This is a genomic window from Jeotgalicoccus halotolerans, from assembly GCF_003387165.1.
Lineage (GTDB): Bacteria > Bacillota > Bacilli > Staphylococcales > Salinicoccaceae > Jeotgalicoccus > Jeotgalicoccus halotolerans.
Map to the genome: position 1 here is coordinate 457,147 of NZ_QUMW01000009.1, position 16,420 is coordinate 473,566.

General features: G+C 41.7%; 23 protein-coding genes and 1 riboswitch. Of the genes, 4 read left to right on the top strand and 19 right to left on the bottom strand.

The features are described 5' to 3' along the window. Positions 1–38 precede the first annotated feature (38 nt). The 11 genes from DFR63_RS03510 to DFR63_RS03560 form a co-directional block, all read right to left on the bottom strand. Positions 39–917: a polyprenyl synthetase family protein gene (locus DFR63_RS03510; protein ID WP_115884351.1), complete on the bottom strand. Its 879-nt coding sequence runs from the start codon at positions 915–917 to the stop codon at positions 39–41. Further along, complete coding sequence (xseB, locus tag DFR63_RS03515) at positions 907–1,116, bottom strand: exodeoxyribonuclease VII small subunit (protein ID WP_115884352.1); 210 nt, start codon at positions 1,114–1,116, stop codon at positions 907–909. The genes DFR63_RS03510 and xseB overlap by 11 nt, the downstream gene beginning before the upstream one ends. Then, positions 1,109–2,449 (bottom strand): exodeoxyribonuclease VII large subunit, encoded by a 1,341-nt coding sequence (gene xseA / locus DFR63_RS03520; RefSeq protein WP_115884353.1) that lies wholly within the window; start codon positions 2,447–2,449, stop codon positions 1,109–1,111. Before xseA ends, xseB begins: the two co-directional genes overlap by 8 nt. A 5-nt stretch (positions 2,450–2,454) precedes the next feature. Next, positions 2,455–2,838 carry a transcription antitermination factor NusB gene (gene nusB / locus DFR63_RS03525; RefSeq protein WP_115884354.1) on the bottom strand — a complete coding sequence of 128 codons (384 nt, stop codon included), beginning with the start codon at positions 2,836–2,838 and terminating at the stop codon, positions 2,455–2,457. Positions 2,839–2,865: 27 nt separating this feature from the next. Further along, a complete protein-coding gene (locus DFR63_RS03530) occupies positions 2,866–3,216 on the bottom strand; it encodes an Asp23/Gls24 family envelope stress response protein (protein ID WP_115884355.1) in 351 nt (116 codons plus the stop codon). A gap of 282 nt (positions 3,217–3,498) precedes the next feature. Further along, on the bottom strand, positions 3,499–4,230 hold the full coding sequence (locus DFR63_RS11715; RefSeq protein WP_245954120.1) for an Ltp family lipoprotein: 732 nt from the start codon (positions 4,228–4,230) through the stop codon (positions 3,499–3,501). A gap of 149 nt (positions 4,231–4,379) precedes the next feature. Further along, positions 4,380–4,919 (bottom strand): hypothetical protein, encoded by a 540-nt coding sequence (locus DFR63_RS03540; RefSeq protein ID WP_115884357.1) that lies wholly within the window; start codon positions 4,917–4,919, stop codon positions 4,380–4,382. A gap of 101 nt (positions 4,920–5,020) precedes the next feature. Next, positions 5,021–6,367, bottom strand: coding sequence for an acetyl-CoA carboxylase biotin carboxylase subunit (gene accC / locus DFR63_RS03545; protein WP_115884751.1), 1,347 nt, complete (start codon positions 6,365–6,367; stop codon positions 5,021–5,023). Then, a complete protein-coding gene (gene accB, locus DFR63_RS03550; protein WP_115884358.1) occupies positions 6,367–6,801 on the bottom strand; it encodes an acetyl-CoA carboxylase biotin carboxyl carrier protein in 435 nt (144 codons plus the stop codon). Before accB ends, accC begins: the two co-directional genes overlap by 1 nt. Positions 6,802–6,904: 103 nt before the next feature. Beyond that, complete coding sequence (efp, locus tag DFR63_RS03555; RefSeq protein WP_115884359.1) at positions 6,905–7,462, bottom strand: elongation factor P; 558 nt, start codon at positions 7,460–7,462, stop codon at positions 6,905–6,907. Positions 7,463–7,489: 27 nt separating this feature from the next. Further along, positions 7,490–8,545, bottom strand: coding sequence for a M24 family metallopeptidase (locus DFR63_RS03560; RefSeq protein ID WP_115884360.1), 1,056 nt, complete (start codon positions 8,543–8,545; stop codon positions 7,490–7,492). A 115-nt stretch (positions 8,546–8,660) separates the two neighbouring features. Between DFR63_RS03560 and DFR63_RS03565 the strand changes: the two genes are divergently transcribed. The 4 genes from DFR63_RS03565 to DFR63_RS03580 are packed head-to-tail and all read left to right on the top strand — an operon-like array spanning position 8,661 to position 10,773. After that, positions 8,661–9,221 carry a hypothetical protein gene (locus tag DFR63_RS03565; protein WP_115884361.1) on the top strand — a complete coding sequence of 187 codons (561 nt, stop codon included), beginning with the start codon at positions 8,661–8,663 and terminating at the stop codon, positions 9,219–9,221. Between the two features lie 5 nt (positions 9,222–9,226). Further along, positions 9,227–10,144, top strand: a complete 918-nt coding sequence (locus DFR63_RS03570; protein ID WP_245954121.1) for a DUF1385 domain-containing protein — start codon at positions 9,227–9,229, stop codon at positions 10,142–10,144. Then, a complete protein-coding gene (locus DFR63_RS03575; RefSeq protein ID WP_115884363.1) occupies positions 10,141–10,359 on the top strand; it encodes an SA1362 family protein in 219 nt (72 codons plus the stop codon). The genes DFR63_RS03570 and DFR63_RS03575 overlap by 4 nt, the downstream gene beginning before the upstream one ends. Positions 10,360–10,386: 27 nt before the next feature. Further along, complete coding sequence (locus DFR63_RS03580) at positions 10,387–10,773, top strand: rhodanese-like domain-containing protein (RefSeq protein ID WP_245954122.1); 387 nt, start codon at positions 10,387–10,389, stop codon at positions 10,771–10,773. A 166-nt stretch (positions 10,774–10,939) separates the two neighbouring features. On the opposite strand, the gene gcvT is transcribed toward DFR63_RS03580, so the two are convergent. The 8 genes from gcvT to DFR63_RS03615 form a co-directional block, all read right to left on the bottom strand. Then, positions 10,940–12,025 (bottom strand): glycine cleavage system aminomethyltransferase GcvT, encoded by a 1,086-nt coding sequence (gene gcvT, locus DFR63_RS03585; protein WP_115884757.1) that lies wholly within the window; start codon positions 12,023–12,025, stop codon positions 10,940–10,942. Between the two features lie 71 nt (positions 12,026–12,096). Beyond that, positions 12,097–12,188, bottom strand: a riboswitch (glycine riboswitch). A 66-nt stretch (positions 12,189–12,254) separates the two neighbouring features. Next, the gene (locus DFR63_RS03590) at positions 12,255–12,761 is read right to left on the bottom strand and encodes a shikimate kinase (RefSeq protein WP_115884364.1); all 507 of its coding nucleotides are present in this window, start codon (positions 12,759–12,761) and stop codon (positions 12,255–12,257) included. Positions 12,762–12,921: 160 nt separating this feature from the next. Further along, positions 12,922–13,332, bottom strand: coding sequence for a competence type IV pilus minor pilin ComGF (locus DFR63_RS03595; protein ID WP_162842267.1), 411 nt, complete (start codon positions 13,330–13,332; stop codon positions 12,922–12,924). After that, on the bottom strand, positions 13,304–13,561 hold the full coding sequence (locus DFR63_RS11720) for a hypothetical protein (protein WP_162842268.1): 258 nt from the start codon (positions 13,559–13,561) through the stop codon (positions 13,304–13,306). Before DFR63_RS11720 ends, DFR63_RS03595 begins: the two co-directional genes overlap by 29 nt. Beyond that, the gene (locus tag DFR63_RS03600; RefSeq protein ID WP_115884366.1) at positions 13,551–13,982 is read right to left on the bottom strand and encodes a prepilin-type N-terminal cleavage/methylation domain-containing protein; all 432 of its coding nucleotides are present in this window, start codon (positions 13,980–13,982) and stop codon (positions 13,551–13,553) included. The genes DFR63_RS11720 and DFR63_RS03600 overlap by 11 nt, the downstream gene beginning before the upstream one ends. Beyond that, positions 13,960–14,283: a competence type IV pilus major pilin ComGC gene (gene comGC, locus DFR63_RS03605; RefSeq protein ID WP_115884367.1), complete on the bottom strand. Its 324-nt coding sequence runs from the start codon at positions 14,281–14,283 to the stop codon at positions 13,960–13,962. The genes DFR63_RS03600 and comGC overlap by 23 nt, the downstream gene beginning before the upstream one ends. Positions 14,284–14,295: 12 nt before the next feature. After that, positions 14,296–15,351: a competence type IV pilus assembly protein ComGB gene (comGB, locus tag DFR63_RS03610; RefSeq protein ID WP_115884368.1), complete on the bottom strand. Its 1,056-nt coding sequence runs from the start codon at positions 15,349–15,351 to the stop codon at positions 14,296–14,298. Then, positions 15,314–16,306, bottom strand: a complete 993-nt coding sequence (locus DFR63_RS03615; RefSeq protein ID WP_115884369.1) for an ATPase, T2SS/T4P/T4SS family — start codon at positions 16,304–16,306, stop codon at positions 15,314–15,316. Before DFR63_RS03615 ends, comGB begins: the two co-directional genes overlap by 38 nt. Between the last annotated feature and the right edge of the window lie 114 nt (positions 16,307–16,420).

Here is a 16,420-nt window from a genome sequence, read left to right on the forward strand (position 1 = left end):
AAAAAGAAAAATGATAATTCATACTGGCATATGAATTATCATTGATCTCTTTCAGCAAACATCTGAACGATTTTACGTAACCCCGCTGTCGCTATTAATCCATCCAGACTGTCTAGGATGCCGTATGCCTCTTCTTCTTTATCATTCAAGGCAGCCTTAGCACCTTTTAACCCAAGTTCACTCACATAGGTCACTTTGCCTTTTTTCGCATCGCTGCCCGTATTCTTACCTGTAATTTCAGGATTGCCTTCAAGATCCAAAATATCATCCTTAATCTGAAACAGGACGCCGATAACTTCGCTGAATTTTTCAAGACGCGAGTTCACCTGAGGTTCCGCACCGGCAATAATGCACGCTGCTGTCACAGGTGCTTTAATGAGCGCACCGGTTTTGTAAGCATGAATTTTTTCGAGTTCATCAAGCGATGTTTTTCGTTTCTCCGCTTCGATATCGAGCATTTGTCCGCTGATCATGCCTGACTGTCCGCTTGCAGAAGAAATTATCTCAACGAGTTTAATTCTTACTTCTGCTGATAATGCTTTGTCTTTCGCAAGTACATTAAAACTTTCATTGAGCAGGTTGTCGCCGGCGAGTATCGCCGCCGCTTCACCGAAGACGACATGATTTGTCGGCTTGCCGCGTCTCAGTTCATCGTTATCCATGGCAGGCAGATCATCATGAATCAGCGAGTAAGTATGAATCATCTCAATCGCGGATGCTGTACTGACACCTTTTGAGACGTCTGTGTTAAGTGCCTCCAGCGCAGTAAATAACAACAGCGGACGGAGTCCTTTGCCGCCGGCTTCAACAGAATATTTACTCGCCTCGTAAATTGTTTCAGAATGTTGATATTCCTTCAGATGCAGAAGTATATGGGATTTCACTTTATCGATATAAGCTTTGTTTTTATTCTCCATCGTTATCAGTATCCTTATTGAGTTCTTCAACTTTTAACTCGGCATTTTTCAATATATTATCGCATTCCTGTGAAAGTTTAATACCTTCCTGATAAAGTTCCAGCGACTTTTCCAGGGATACTTCCTCTTCATCGAGCGATTTAACGATTGTTTCCAGTCTCGTCATTTTCATTTCAAAAGTCTGATCATTTTTAGTCATCTGTATTCACCTCAGTTACTTTCGCGCTGACTGTGCCTCGATTAAATGATGTTTCAATAACATCGCCAACTTTTAAGTTTTTTGCTTCCGTTACTATTCTATTATTAAACGTTGTATAAGAATAGCCTCTTTTTAATATTTGAACCGGACTGACTGATTCAAGCACATTAATGTTTCCTGAAAGGTGTTCCATCTTCCGGCCGAGCACCGCTTTTATCCGACGTTTCAGCTCATCTTTTGTTCTCAGAAGTTCGGCCTGCCCATTTCTTATAAGAGGAGACGGACTGCTGTAGGATAATGCAGACATATGCCTGTCCAGCATGTGCCGGTTTTCGAGCAGCGAGGAAGACATATAATTATCAAGTGACGCGGTTAAATCTCGCAGCCTTTCAGTCTCTTCTGTATATAATAAATTCGGATTTTTAAACTTGTAGTAATTCGCCAGCCCTTCCAGCTGTTTTCTGGACCGGTCAATTTTTGTCATTATCAGATTATCCGCCTGCCTGCCGAGCTCGCCTAGACGGAGATTTAAATCTCTGATATTAGGCACAGCCTGTTCTGCTGCAGCAGTCGGTGTCGGCGCCCGGAGATCACTGACATAGTCAACGAGCGTAATATCTGTCTCGTGGCCTACCCCAGTTATTACCGGCGTATCCATATTAAATACTGCGAGTGCGACTTCCAATTCATTAAAGGTCCACAGATCTTCAATCGATCCGCCGCCCCGGGCAAGAATTACTGTGTCCGCGCCGAGTGAGTCCGCTCTTTTAAGATTTGTAAGAACACTCTCCTGGCTGCGGCCGCCCTGGACATATGTATTTAATAAAGTAACCTTAACGAGCGGATATCTGCGGGTTAAGGTGGTGATCATATCCTTAATCGCTGCACTCGTCGATGAAGAGACGATGGCGATATGTTCCGGGAAAGCAGGAACCGCCTTTTTGTGCTCCGGATTCAAGTAGCCCTTTTTCTTCAGCAGCTCTTTGTTCTGTTCCAGCTTTAAAAACAGCTGGCCGATACCGTCAATCTGCATTTCTTTAACGTAAATCTGGTATTGCCCGCGGGCTTCGTACAGAGTAATATTTCCTGCCAGAAGGACATTCTGCCCTTCTTCGGGCTTGAAATTCAGTTTTTCAGCATCGTATCTGAACATCACCGCACTGATGACGGATCTGTCATCTTTAACAGAAAAATAAATGTGGCCGTTCGTATGATGTTTCACATTCGACAGCTCACCCTTAAGAAAGACCCGTTGCAGGTACGGGTCTTTTTCAAATTTATATTTAATATATTTTGTTAAGGACTGAACTGATAAATACTTTGTACTATCCATTTTACCTAACCTTCATTCTGTACGGCAAAGTTCTTCAATACCCCGTTAACGAAACGGTGGCTGTCTTTGTCACCGTAGTTTTTGGCGATTTTCACCGCTTCATCAATGACAACTTTTACAGGTGCACCATGACTCTGCAGTTCAGTGACCGCGAGACGTAATATATTTCTTTCTACTTTGGATATACGATCAATCGTATACCCTGTTAAGTAACGGCTGATCTCATCATTTACCTGATCTTGATTCTGGATATAGTAATCGATCACCGATTTAACAAATGTTTCAGTCTGATAGACTTCGTAAAAACGGGCATTTCTCAGCTCAACAACGTTTTTATCTATTTGAAATAACAGCTGAAATGCTTTCTTTCTTTGTTCATGTCTCTTCATGCTTACACCTAAACCTATTCTATTAACTTATTTAATAATATTAACGATGTGCACGTTAGTTTCGTTAACTGTGACTTCGAGCATATCATTTACAGCTTGTTTAACATTTTCCTGAATACGTTCAGCTACGCTGTGAACGTTTCTGTCAGTTGATAATACGACGTAAATCGCAATGTGAATCTGACCATCTTTAGTCTCGACTTTCACACCGCGGCCTCGGAATTTCTTCCCAATCTTTTCGATATTACCACTGGCAAAATTATTTTGCAATGAGTGAACGCCTTTAGTTTCTTCAACCGCAATGCTTGCGATTACTTCAATGACTTCACTGGAGATTTCGATGCTGCCCAAATTTGTATTATGATTTTGTAAAATCATACAATCACCTCACTCTTTTATTATATCACGTGACGCGGGTAATATTAAATGGTTTGCTGAATGGATCGATAAACCGCTGACTCCGTTCGGAAAAGTCTTTAAGCTGTATTTTGTTACTTTAAATATATGTTTATTTACGGTTCCAGTCAATAAGATCCGTAATACAGAAGAGTGTATTGAATTCAGCTGCTTTTGACCGCGCTGATGGGACTTCATTTCAAGTTAAATGGGCCTGTTCCGAAATAAAAATGGCCCGCTTAAAAAAGCCGGCCAATAAATTTGTTATTCTAGATTATCCACTGCATATTGCGCTTGTTCCGGGGTGAATTTTTCTCCGTATTCGGAAACGAGCTGATCATAAATTGCTGAATGTGACATATCCATTAAATCTTGATAATTCTCTGCAGACTTTAATGCATTTTCATTCCAATCAAATTCAATATTATCAATCGCATATTGTGCAGCTTCCTCAGGAAAGGCTTCTCCATATTCAGAAACAAGCTGGTCGTAAATTCCAGCTTTAGACATACTCATTATTTCAGCATAATTGTATGCACTGTTTAGAGCGGATTCCCACTCCCTTGGAACATCGTCTGAATCAGAACCGGAAGATGCAGTTTCTTCTTCTGCAGTTTCATCTTTCTCATCTATTTCTGCAAGTTCACTCTCTTCAACTTTCGATTCAGCCTCTTCCAGACCAGTTTCCAAGCTTGCTATCTCTTCATTTTTATTGGAAATTTGATTCTCCAAATCCTCCACCTGATCAGTAAGTTGTTTATTCTTCTCTTCTAACTCTGCTAGGTCACTATCGTTTTGTTTTTCAGAGTTTTGCTGTTCCAGTTCGCTTATCTGCTGTTCTAGATTTTCAACTTGCTGATTCAGCTGTTCATTTTCTTCTTCTAAAGCTGAGACATCGATATCAGTCGCAGTAGTTTCTTCACTTTCGTCTCCTGTTCCGCACGCACTAAGTAATAGTATAGAAGATAGACTACTAATTACTAGAATTTTCCTCAAAATACTTCTCTCCCTTAAATTCAATATATTTACATTAATTATAGTGAATTTGAGTGGAGAAAGCTATTTTATTTTAGATTTTTCAGATAATTACATACTGGATATAATTTTTCAAATTAACGAAGATGGTCAGTTGAAGATGACGATTCTCACCTTTTTCCAATATATCTCGCCAATCGCCCTATATGCTTTTCCAGCACCTTATCAAACTGATTGGATTCAACGACGCCGTCTTTATCTTGATATGGAATACCGACTAGATCATCTTTATCAGTATCTGCAGCAGATGTGTGTTTATCTTCAAAATAATAATAGTTGCCGTTGTCATTAGTTTGTACAAGCATATCCGGCAGCTGCAATTTACCGCCGATTCTAATTCTGTAGGCCGCAGGAACATTTGAAGATACTTTATTTTTCTGCAGCTGATAGGATATCGCAGTGCTGTCTTTGTAATTTATCGTAATCTCTTCCTCTACTTTATAATCTTTCGGACTTTTTATCTCTGCAGTGTTATCAAATTTTTGTTTAATCACTTCAATTAGCGGTTCGTAAATCTCAGAGATTTTACCCAGATCCCTTTCAATTTCTTCCAAATAATTATCATCGTGCTGTATTTGAGAACTCTCATCCTGTTCCTCATTTTGCACTTTTTTTAGCTCATCATTAAATACTTCAAGGAAATTATTCATTTATAAATCCTCCTTCTGTGATTTACTGATATCTACCCTAAAAAGAAAAAGATAAAAACCGTCTCCCTATTCCAAATGGAATAAAAAGACGGTTAAAACTGCTACTTCATAATATCCTGTTCTGCAAGGAAATTCGTATTATAATCATTGTTTAAAAATGCGTCATTCAATAAGATGTTCTGGTGGAACGGAATTGTCGTATCGATACCTGAGATCTGGAATTCTCCGAGCGCGCGTTTTGCTGTCTGTACTGCTTCGTCACGGTTTTTACCGTGTACAATCAGCTTCGCAATCATTGAATCGTAGTACGGCGGAATGACATAGCCTGCATACGATGCAGTGTCCATTCTCACTCCAAATCCGCCCGGCTGAAGGAATTCTGTTATCTTCCCTGCCGACGGCATAAAGTTTTTATACGGGTTTTCCGCATTGACTCTGAATTCAAAGGCGTGACCCTCAAATTTAATGTCTTCCTGTTTATAAGGAATCGGTTCGTGCATTGCCACACGTATTTGCGATTTCACAAGGTCTACGCCAGTAATCATTTCCGTTACAGGGTGTTCAACCTGAATACGTGTATTCATTTCCATGAAGTAATATTTATGGTCGTTTAAATCATAAATAAACTCAATCGTGCCGGCACCGATATAATCGATGCTTTTCGCTGCACGGACTGCAGTTTCTCCCATTTCGCGTCTCGTCTTGTCACTGATGACCGGACTCGGCGCTTCTTCTACAAGTTTCTGCATACGGCGCTGAACTGTACAGTCACGTTCACCTAAATGAATGACATTGCCGTGATAGTCTCCGAGGATCTGAATTTCAACATGACGGAAGTTTTCAATATATTTTTCAATATAAAGACTCTTATTGCCGAAGGCACTTTCGGCTTCCTGCTCTGTTAATTTATAATTCTGTGTCAGCTCATCTTTGTTACGTGCGACTCTGATTCCTTTACCGCCGCCGCCGTGGCTTGCTTTAATAATAATCGGATAACCGATGTGTTCAGCAATTTCATAAGCGTCATCCAGTGATTTTACTACACCGTCGCTGCCCGGCACTGTCGGAACATCCGCTTCAATCATCGTTTTCTTCGCGACATCTTTTACGCCCATTAGAGAAATCGTTTCAGACATCGGTCCGATAAAGATCAAGCTCGATGATTCACACATCTCTGCAAAATCGCTGTTTTCAGCTAAGAAACCGTAACCCGGGTGAATAGCATCGCAGCCTGTTGACTGAGCAATGGTAATAATCCCGATCATATCCAGATAGCTGTCTTTTGAAAGTTTTGGTCCGATACAATAAGATTCTGTCGCTAGTTTCCGGTGTAAACTATCCTGATCTGCTTCGGAGTATATACTGACAGTTTCGATTCCAAGTTCGTGGCAGGCACGGATGATTCTTACCGCGATTTCACCGCGGTTTGCGATTAACACTTTTTTAATCATCGTAATTTGAATAATGGCTGATTGTACTCAACCATATCTCCGTCATCTACTAAAATTTCTGTAACTTCACCGGACACTTCTGCCTGTATTTCATTGAATAATTTCATCGCTTCCAAAATACAAACGACTGATGTGCTGCTTACTGTGTCTCCTACTTTAACGTACGCTTCAGCTTCAGGTGAAGGTGCTTTGTAGAAAGTCCCGACCATCGGTGCTCTGACAACAAGGCCTTCATCTTCAGGCTGAGATTCTTTAGCCGGAGACTGCACCGGTGGTGCGCTTTGTGTCTGTACAGTCTGAACTGCTGGTGCAGCCTCCGGTGTTAATTCTCTTTTAAGTTTAATATCCACATCTTTGTCTTTATATGAAATTTCAGTAAGCGATGCGCGCTCCATTTTTTCAATTAAAGAATCGACTTGTTCTAAATTCATTAGTTTTACTCTCCCATAAAATAATATGTCTATATTTTACATAGGTGGTCATACCAATTCAAGTATTAATTAAGAGCAGTAAATCCGACTGCTCTTAAAATGACTACGCTCTTGAAACGTAAGATCCTTCTTCAGTGTTAACAACGAGCATATCGCCCTGGTTAACAAATAAAGGCACTTGCAGAGTAACCCCTGTTTCAAGTGTTGCTGATTTAGACGCACCGCTCGCAGTGTCGCCTTTGATTCCCGGTTCTGTTTCGATAACTTCAAGCTCAACAGTTTTCGGAAGTTCTACTCCGAGTGTCTCGCCTTCATACATCATAATTGCGACCGGCATATTTTCTTTCAGGAATTTTAATTCATATTCCAGCTGGCTGCCCGGAATTTCAAGCTGTTCGTAAGTGTTGTTATCCATGAACACGTAGCTATCGCCATCCGCATACAGATATTGCATTTTATGGTTGTCGATCTGAGCTCTGCCGACTTTTTCTCCTGCTCTGAAAGTTTTTTCCTGTGTTGCGCCTGTACGCAGGTTTTTTAATTTACTGCGGACGAAAGCCGCGCCTTTCCCAGGCTTAACGTGCTGGAAGTCTAAAACTCTCCAGATACCGCCGTCTACTTCTACTGTAAGACCAGTTTTAAAATCGTTTACTGAAATCATGATTTTCCTCCTAATAATCTGTCCGTCTTATACGATAAACAGTTTTTTACTGCTGTGTGTTAATTTTTTAAGTCCGGTTTCAGTGACAATTGTATCATCCTCGATACGCACGCCGCCAAGACCGTCTACATAAATACCCGGTTCTATAGTCACGCACATCCCAGGCTCTAGAGTCATTGTACTTTTTTGTGCAAGGCCTGGCAATTCGTGAACTTCGAGACCGAAGCCGTGGCCGAGTGAGTGGCCGAAGTTTTCACCGTAGCCGTAGCTCTTGATAACGTCTCTTGCTACTGCATCTGCTTCGCTGCCGGTCATGCCCGCTTTAATTTCTTCGAGCGACTTCAGCTGAGCTTCCAGGACGACGTTGTATATTTCTTCCATTTCCGGAGAGACAGAACCGACACCGAAAGTACGTGTAATATCGGATGCATATCCTTTATAGTAGGCACCGAAATCCAGTGTTACCATATCTCCGGATTCAATCACTTTATCAGAAGCAACACCGTGAGGCAGTGCTCCTCTGTGACCGCTTGCAACTATCGTATCAAAACTTGGCCCGCTTGCTCCAAGTTTGGTCATATGCGCTTCAAGCTCATTTTTAACTTCCATTTCAGTCATGCCTTCTTTGACATAAGTTAAAATATATTCGTAAGACTGGTCTGCAATTTCACATGCTTTCTGAATTAAGTCCACTTCTTCTTCTGTTTTAATTAAGCGGATTTTTTCTACTTCGCCTGTTAACGGCACCACTTCAAAATCGTCTTTAATCTTACTGTATGTATTGTAGTTTACGTGTTCCCCTTCGAAACCAATACGTTTAATGTTTTTCGATTCCATAAATGATGCGATGAAATCAATCAGGCTTCCTTGCTGCAGTACAAATTCGAAGGCCTCGGCCTGTTCAGCTCCTTGTGCTTTATACCTGAAGTCGGATATTAAGTATCTTCTCTCCGGTGTAATAACAAGTGCCCCGCTCGTTCCGGTAAAATTACTTAAATACCGTCTGTTGTAACTGCTCATTACAAGTAATGCATCAAGTTTTTCTCTCTCCAACAACTGCTGTACTTTATCAAATTTAATCATTTCTCCGTCACCTCTCCATTATCATTTTACATGAAATTAATATCTATTTCATTTTCTTTTTATATTTTAACGCTAACATGTTAAAATAGTCTAATGAAATATAGGAGAATGTGCGATGAAACTTAGATTATCTGCAACGATACTAATATTACTGGCTGCGGGATGTTCAAACAGTTCACCGGAAGAGACTCTTATTGAACAGGAGGAGTACAAGAGTGAACTGGAGGGACTGCTGCAGACTGAACAGGTGCGCAATCAGCAGCTGGCTCTGCATTTGGAAAACCTCGATACGCAGATTGTAAATTTCGAACGCGACCGGGATAATCCCAATGTCGAAAAATATGTGGAGACCGTCACGGAATATGCTGGCGGGATTACTGAAAATCTGAATAAAATGGACGAACATATTACTGCCTACCGGAACGGCGAGCAGCTCAATACAGGAGATGTTGTAAAAACCAGAGACGCTGTAGCGGATACTGTCGAGAAGTATGAGGCTGCTGTCGGTGAACTGGAACTTACCGATGTGCTTGAACGCGAACATTCCAATGTTGTACTCGCCAATGAAGAAATTACTGAAGCTGTAAACCAGATTGCGGATGCACTGGCCGCTGAAGATGATGAGCTGCTTAACGAAGCTATTGAAAGGCTTCAGTCGGCGACAGAATACTTGTAGAAAGAATGAAGCCTATGACTAAACCGATATACGGCGGCCAGGCAGTGCCTGAAGGCGTCATGTTCCAGTCAAAAACCCATATGTCGACAGCCATCCGGCGGACAAATGGAGAAATCGACTATTTCGATATGCCGCGGCCGGATAAGCCGCTTTTGGCCAAACTGAAAAAAATTCCGCTTCTCCGCGGGAATGTTGCGATACTCGAAGCCAGTGTATTCGGCATGAAACATATGGACTTTGCAACAGACCGATACGACCGGAATCCGGCGGAAGACTATAAAATAGCAGAAGAAAAAAATTCGCAAAATACAGCGAAAGTGGTGTTTTCCACTGTGATTATCGGTATACTTACCTTTTTGATCGGTAAATTTGTGCTGACACTGGTACCGGTGTTTGTCGCGGAAGTATTTTCCGGTGTGATTACTGGGAAATTCGGACAGGTAGCCCTTGAAACACTGATTAAGCTGATTATACTGCTGGGGTATATCTATTTGTTGTCGCTGACACCTATGGTAAAAAGACTGTTCCAGTACCACGGTGCTGAACACAAAGTCATTAACTGCTTCGAAGAAGATAAGCCGCTGACGGTTGAAAACGTTCAGGCACAGTCGAGACTGCACTACCGGTGCGGAAGTTCCTTTGTACTGTTTACCGTACTGGTCGGTTTCATCGTTTACATGTTTGTTCCCGTCGATCCGCTTTACGTGAGAGTAATCAACAGAATTCTGCTGATACCCGTCGTCCTCGGGCTTTCTTTTGAAGTGCTGCAGCTGACGAACAAACTGAGAGAGGTGCCCGTGCTGAAGTATCTCGGGCTGCCGGGCTTGTGGCTGCAGTATTTAACGACAAAACAGCCGGAGAACGACCAGGTTGAAGTTGCAATACATTCATTCAACCATCTTTTAGGGAGTGATAAAAAGTGAAAAGAGCTTTGGTGATTATCGTTTTGATTGTTGCAGCAATCGGGCTTCTGATGAATCTTGATCTCGTGCTCGGTATGATTGTCAATTCATTAATTTTTCTTTTAGTGATAGCTGCAATTTTATACGGCATTTATTATTTCTTTATCTTAACTGAAGATCAGAGAAAATATAAAAAAGCATTACGCAAAGCAAGGCGGAAACAGCGGAGAAAATAATACACATATATAAGGAGAGGTTTTTAAGTGGAAAGCTGGATTATTGCTTTAATTATTCTGGCAGTTGTCATCATCGCATTGGTGATAAATGCATTTTTAAGTATGAGAGGCGTGAATATGCTGTCTGAGACAGAATTCAATCAGGATTTGCGCAAAGTGCAGCTGATTGATTTACGCGAGAAGGAAAAATTTGAACACGGCCATATACTCGGAGCGAGAAATATGCCGATATCGTCATTCCAGTTAAAAAAAGGCGGCATCAGAAAAGATAAGCCGGTTTACTTATATGATCAGAACGGACGTACTGCTTTGCGCGCGGCCCGTATGCTGAAAAAAGACGGCCATAAGGACATCAATGTTCTAAAGCAGGGAATTGCTAAATGGACAGGTAAAATTAAATCTAAAAACCGTTAAAATAACAAGGAGACGCCTGAACGGCCGAGATCAGACGTCTTTTTTGGTTTTTCTGAGTATTTTGAGTTATTCGTCCAAACGAACAGATTACGTCGGGACAATGTAAAAGTATCAGACAAAAAAAGCCTGCAGCATCAAGCTGCAGGCTTTTAAAATAATTAATCATTTAGTTTTTGTGGAATGGTGTTTTAACGAATTTTGCAGGCACATCTTTATTCCGCACTTTGATTATGAATTCTTTATCCAGTTCATAAAAATCAGTATCAACTAAAGCGAAACCGATTGAACGTTTCGTTGTCGGTGACTGCGTTCCGCTTGTTACGTACCCTACTTTGTTTCCTTCGGTGTCATAAACTTCATAGTCTGTACGCGCGATTCCTTTGCCCGTAATTTCAAAGCCCGACAGACGGCGCGGTGCACCATTTTCTTTTTGTTCTTTTAAGGCCGGCTGACCGATAAAGTCGCCCTTATCCACTTTCACAGCAAATCCAATACGTGCTTCAAGTGGTGTAATTTCAGGTGACAGATCCTGGCCGTGAAGCGGAAGTCCCGCTTCAAGACGCAGTGTATCACGGGCGCCGAGTCCGCACTCGAGAGCGCCGTTGTCTACAAACAGTTTCCACAGGTCCACTGTATCTTCCGGTTTGCAGTAAAGTTCAAATCCGTCTTCTCCTGTGTATCCGCTCTGTGAAATAATTACATCTTTGCCGTCTACCTGAACGTCAGTTACGAAGTTGAACATTTTAAGGCCGGATAAATCAGTTTCTGTGAATTTCTGTACCAGTGCTCTTGCACTCGGTCCCTGCACTGCAAGCTGACCGTAGTCTGCTGATACGTTTTCCACAACTGCATCGTATCCTTCGATAGCTTTAAGCCAAGCGAAGTCGCTTTCAGTATTGCCTGCGTTTGGAATCAGCAGGTAATCATTTTCAGCGAGCTTGTATATAACAAGGTCGTCAATGACCCCGCCTTTTTCGTTAGCGATTGTAGTGTATTGAGCTTTTACATCTGTTAACTTTGTAACATCGTTAGTCAGTGCATAGTTTAAGAATTCTTCAGCCTCGCTGCCTGTAACACGGATTTCTCCCATGTGACTGACATCAAAAATACCGACATCTTCTCTTACTGCTGTATGTTCTTCTTTGATGCTTGAGAATTGAACGGGCATTTCCCAGCCGCCAAAATCGACCAGTTTAGCACCGTGTTCGTGGTAGTACTCATTTAAAGGTGTTCTTTTTAACTCACTCATTATAATTTCCTCCTCAAATAAATAAAACAGGACAGTGAATAATCGCTGTCCTGTTGAAATAATCTTCAGGATTACGTCGCAACACTGTCCTTTTGCCTGAGAGATTCACCCCGCAGGGGCTTGCTCCTTCGGCGACGCTGAACGCGTTCTCTCCAGTATTATTCATCCGTAACTGTCTTGTGAATCCGTATTCATTATACTCATAATTTATTTAAAATGGCAAGCTGAACACTTAGGCTTTAAAGTTCCCATCATCTATATAGTTTATGATTTCAGCTGCTGTATCTGCAACAGTCTTTGAAGTGCTGATTTCCCTGTCAGCAAGCGCTGAATATTTATCCAGTCTCGAATTGTAAAGTCCCCGGACTTTTTCAATATCCTGATTGCCCAGCGGACGGTTATCATCTTTCTGAATCCGGCTGTACAGATCATCGAACGGTGCGTTTAAGAAAAATACCGGGATGTCTGTCAGTTCTTTCAGCAGCGCATATGATTTTTCATAAGTAACGACTCCGCCGCCTGTGGCAATAATAGCATTTTCTTTCAATATCGACTGAAGCGCCTGAAATTCGTATTCTCTGAATGCCGCTTCTCCTTCAGCCGCAAAAATTTCCGGAATCGGCTGTCCCGCAATTTTTGGAATCACATCATCAAGGTCTATTGTTTTTTTATTTAACTGTAAGCCGAGTTCATGTGCGATTGTCGTTTTGCCGCACCCCATAAAACCGATTAATATCATATTATCATTCACCTAATTTATTATTTGATCAATTCTTGAAATATAAATTTCAATTAAATTCATACGGATATCCAGCACCAGCTGAAACCTATTATAGTAATGATAGTATACTCCGATTAAATATATAAGTAAAAAGTAGACTGACAGGCTGAAAAATCCGTCATTTTTTGAAGATAAATGTCTCATCGGCTGCTCCTTTCAGCTCCAGACTTACCGCTTCTTTTGTTTCAGCAGTAATAAATTCCTCGATATTAAACATTAAAGTAACAAACCCCTCGTCTTCGATACTTTTAATAATTCTGCCGTTGGAATATCTGTAGGTAATCTTTCCTCTGTCAGTTGTAAAGTGAACAGCTGTGCCGGCAGCTTCAATTTTTCGGGAGGACTTATATGTCTCCATAATATCCAGTGTGAAGATATCAGTGTCGTAGTAATCCTCTTGCAGCTCGAGTGTTTGAAACAAAGCTATCACCGCTGGCATGACTGCCATAATCAGTGCTGCAGTCATAAGCGACAGCAGCATTTCCATAAAGGTAAAACCGTCAGCTGCATATTTTTTTGAGCCGTTCATCACATGGCACCTCCGCTTTGTTAAATAGTTCTGCAGCCTTACTGATATAATCGGCGGAGGAATCATACCGGCTGCTTAAAGTATATAGTTCGCGGTAAAATTTCAGCTGTGCCATGCTGTCTCCGTCGAGAACGGAAATGTCTATAAGACCAGGCAGCATCAGAACGATGACTGTAAATATTAAAAGTGCAAGCATGCTGTCGTAGAGAAGAAAGCCTTCATTGTTCAATACGGAACCTCCCTTTCAATATTTGAAAAATAAATTTAACGTTTTTCTCTCCGCATGATAAATACACTGTGCCAAAAGCACTCGTATCTCCGCTCGTCCTGTAGGAAAACTGCTTCATGCCGAAATCTTCGAGCCGGCATGCATGCAGCTCATAATGTGAAATAACAGTGCGTGCTTTATCGCGTACTGTAATAGACTGGTTATTATATTCCATAAATACTGTATATGACTCTTGTTTTGCCAGTGCATTCATTTGGGCGCCTTGGAATACATAGCTGATATTTTCGATTTCATCCGCAAGATCGTGCTGCCGGTATACAGGTAGATGCGGCAGGGATATCGATAAAATGATACTGACAATCATCAAAGTCAGCATCATTTCCATCATGGTAAAGCCGCTACTGTCTCGTGGCTTCGCCATTATTTATCGTAATTGTATCGCCGTTTTGGCAGCTGACCTGTTCAGCTGTTAAATAGTCAGGTACAAGATCTTGAATTGTTGCAGGTGTTCCGCCTTCGTTCAGCGTATAAGCTTCAATCTGGCTCTGGACCATGCGCACCTGCGCCTCACAGCCCGTGTCCTGCACGTTTCTGCTCTGGGCGGCGATGTTCGGAATAATAAGTATAATCAGCACGGAGATAACGAGCAGGACCAGCAGCATTTCAATCAGTGTAAAGCCTTCTTCCCTGTTTTTAAATTTACGGTTGATTGTTTTTCTCATAATATTTTCCTCCTATTTTATCGAACTGAGCATATTGAATATCGGTAATACGATGACTAAATATAAACAGACAATCAGAAGCCCGAGAATTAAAAATATGACGGGCTGGATTTTTTTCGTTAAGCTTTCAACTTTAATAATGATATTTTCTAGAGAGTATTCGCTGTAAATAATCAGTTCCTGTCCAACATTGCTGTTGTACTCGCCGTGATTGACAAATACCGCGAGCCGTTTATCGAGCATGTCCAGCTCTTCTATCGCCTCCCCGAGCGATGTGCCGAAAAGAAGCTGCTCTTCTATCGTTTCTGCAGCGAGGCTTAAATAACGGTTGATTGTCTGCGTTTTAAACAGCAGTATAATTTCTTTCACTTCGAGACCGTTATTTAAAAAGTAGCCGAACTCGCGCGAGAAGCGGTAGGTGACATAATATTTAAAATAAGTTTTAACGACAGGTATACCGAGCAGAAGCTTTGCAGCGAGCTTTGTATTTTTCAAATTCAGTATCAGCAGTATTACGAAGAGTATAAGAACCGCCGTCCCTAAAATACTGAAAGCCGCATACGGCAGATAATTTAATATGAGCGTGAGCATGCTGACGAGTATCGTCTTATCTGCCTGCATTGCGCTGTACAGCTCATTAAACTGCGGTATTACTGTGTAATTCAGCAGCACGAGCATAATGATGAATACTGCAACGAGCACGAGAGGATACTGCAGTGTTTTAGCCAGCTGCTGCGTTGTCTGCCGGCGCGTGTTTAAATATTCCCCCGACTGTTCAAGATTTGAAATGATCTCACCGTGTATTTCAGCGAATGATACCTGCATAATAATCGATTTAGAGAAGCCGAGATATTTCAAGACGGCGCTCAGCGATGCACCGCTGTCAATCAATTCTAAGAGCTTTCTTCTATCCGGCTCTTTAATGACCTCGTACTGTTCGGTTAAGAAGGTTAATGCTTGCTGCATCGTAAAACCGTTCCTTAAAAGACCGGCGAGTTTGATTAAAAAATGAGCATCGTATTTGCCGAGTTTACTGGAAGGACCGATTGTAATGTTTATATTCTTCATCCGTCAGCGCTCCTTCCCTGTGCAGCTCGATGAGCTTATCCTGGATAGTCGGATACGTTACTGTCCTGCCGTTTAAATGCTTCCGTATCATCTCTTTGTCAAGATGTTCATACACGATAAACGAGCCTGCTTCAGTATGAATCAGCCGCTGGTTGACAATGAGTGAAATACTTTCTGCCATCTCTTCTTTGTAGAGACCGTAATCTTTCAGCCGGGTCAGCGTACTGAGAGCACTTTTGCTGTGAAAAGTGCTCAGCACCAAATGTCCTGAAAGACTTGTTTTCAGCAGCTCTTCTGCGATGATTTTGTCCCTGATTTCACCGAACATAATGATGTCCGGGTCGCACCGGAGTACTCCCCGGATAAGAGGCGCATAACTCAGATTCGCTTTATCGTTAATTTCGACCTGGACCAGTCCGCTGATATCAAATTCCACCGGATCTTCAATACTGATAATCTGTCTGGTACCGTCTTTTGCGGCATCTGTTGCGAGTCTGTACATAACTGTACTTTTCCCCGACCCTGTAGGCCCTGTAAAGAGAATCAGCCCTTGTGACAGCTTCATGTGCGAAGCGAGAAATTTGTAATCTTCGTCTTTATAAAAAAGACTTTCGGAAGATTTTGCTGCACTTGTGTTCAGCAGTCTGATGACTACAATTTCTTTCATAATTGTGAGCGGAAGTGTACTGACTCGGATATTGCACTGCAAATCCCCGATATAAAAACTCGTCCGGCCGCTCTGGGGCACCTTGTGCTCGTTAATATCCAGTTCCGCAATGAACTTCAAATAGTTAATCAGCCGTTTCAGCATATCGAGTTCCAGGGTGCGGACGGCTACCATCTTTCCGCGGATACGTTTTTTTACCGATCCTTCAGTTTTTTCGAACGTAATGTGAATATCACTTGCGCCGCTGTCATATGCATCCTTAATTAATGTTTCTGCCAAGCTTTTCAAAAAAAAACACCTCCTACCCTATATATAGGCCAAAAGTGCGATTTCCTTTTAAAAAAGTTACTTAAACACAAAAATAGCAAAACTGGTTTACTTTTTACACAAAATTACATAGTT

Coding starts and splice junctions, on each gene's coding strand:
- DFR63_RS03540 (WP_115884357.1), bottom strand. CDS start 4,919: ATGAATAATTTCCTTGAAGTATTTAATGATGAGCTAAAAAAAGTGCAA.
- comGB (WP_115884368.1), bottom strand. CDS start 15,351: ATGAAGAATATAAACATTACAATCGGTCCTTCCAGTAAACTCGGCAAA.
- DFR63_RS03595 (WP_162842267.1), bottom strand. CDS start 13,332: ATGAACGGCTCAAAAAAATATGCAGCTGACGGTTTTACCTTTATGGAA.
- accB (WP_115884358.1), bottom strand. CDS start 6,801: ATGAATTTAGAACAAGTCGATTCTTTAATTGAAAAAATGGAGCGCGCA.
- DFR63_RS03530 (WP_115884355.1), bottom strand. CDS start 3,216: ATGATTTTACAAAATCATAATACAAATTTGGGCAGCATCGAAATCTCC.
- xseB (WP_115884352.1), bottom strand. CDS start 1,116: ATGACTAAAAATGATCAGACTTTTGAAATGAAAATGACGAGACTGGAA.
- comGC (WP_115884367.1), bottom strand. CDS start 14,283: ATGAGAAAAACAATCAACCGTAAATTTAAAAACAGGGAAGAAGGCTTT.
- DFR63_RS03510 (WP_115884351.1), bottom strand. CDS start 917: ATGGAGAATAAAAACAAAGCTTATATCGATAAAGTGAAATCCCATATA.
- DFR63_RS03590 (WP_115884364.1), bottom strand. CDS start 12,761: ATGATATTAATCGGTTTTATGGGGTGCGGCAAAACGACAATCGCACAT.
- DFR63_RS03600 (WP_115884366.1), bottom strand. CDS start 13,982: ATGGCGAAGCCACGAGACAGTAGCGGCTTTACCATGATGGAAATGATG.
- xseA (WP_115884353.1), bottom strand. CDS start 2,449: ATGGATAGTACAAAGTATTTATCAGTTCAGTCCTTAACAAAATATATT.
- DFR63_RS03560 (WP_115884360.1), bottom strand. CDS start 8,545: ATGATTAAATTTGATAAAGTACAGCAGTTGTTGGAGAGAGAAAAACTT.
- DFR63_RS03570 (WP_245954121.1), top strand. CDS start 9,227: ATGAAGCCTATGACTAAACCGATATACGGCGGCCAGGCAGTGCCTGAA.
- DFR63_RS03565 (WP_115884361.1), top strand. CDS start 8,661: ATGAAACTTAGATTATCTGCAACGATACTAATATTACTGGCTGCGGGA.
- nusB (WP_115884354.1), bottom strand. CDS start 2,838: ATGAAGAGACATGAACAAAGAAAGAAAGCATTTCAGCTGTTATTTCAA.
- efp (WP_115884359.1), bottom strand. CDS start 7,462: ATGATTTCAGTAAACGATTTTAAAACTGGTCTTACAGTAGAAGTAGAC.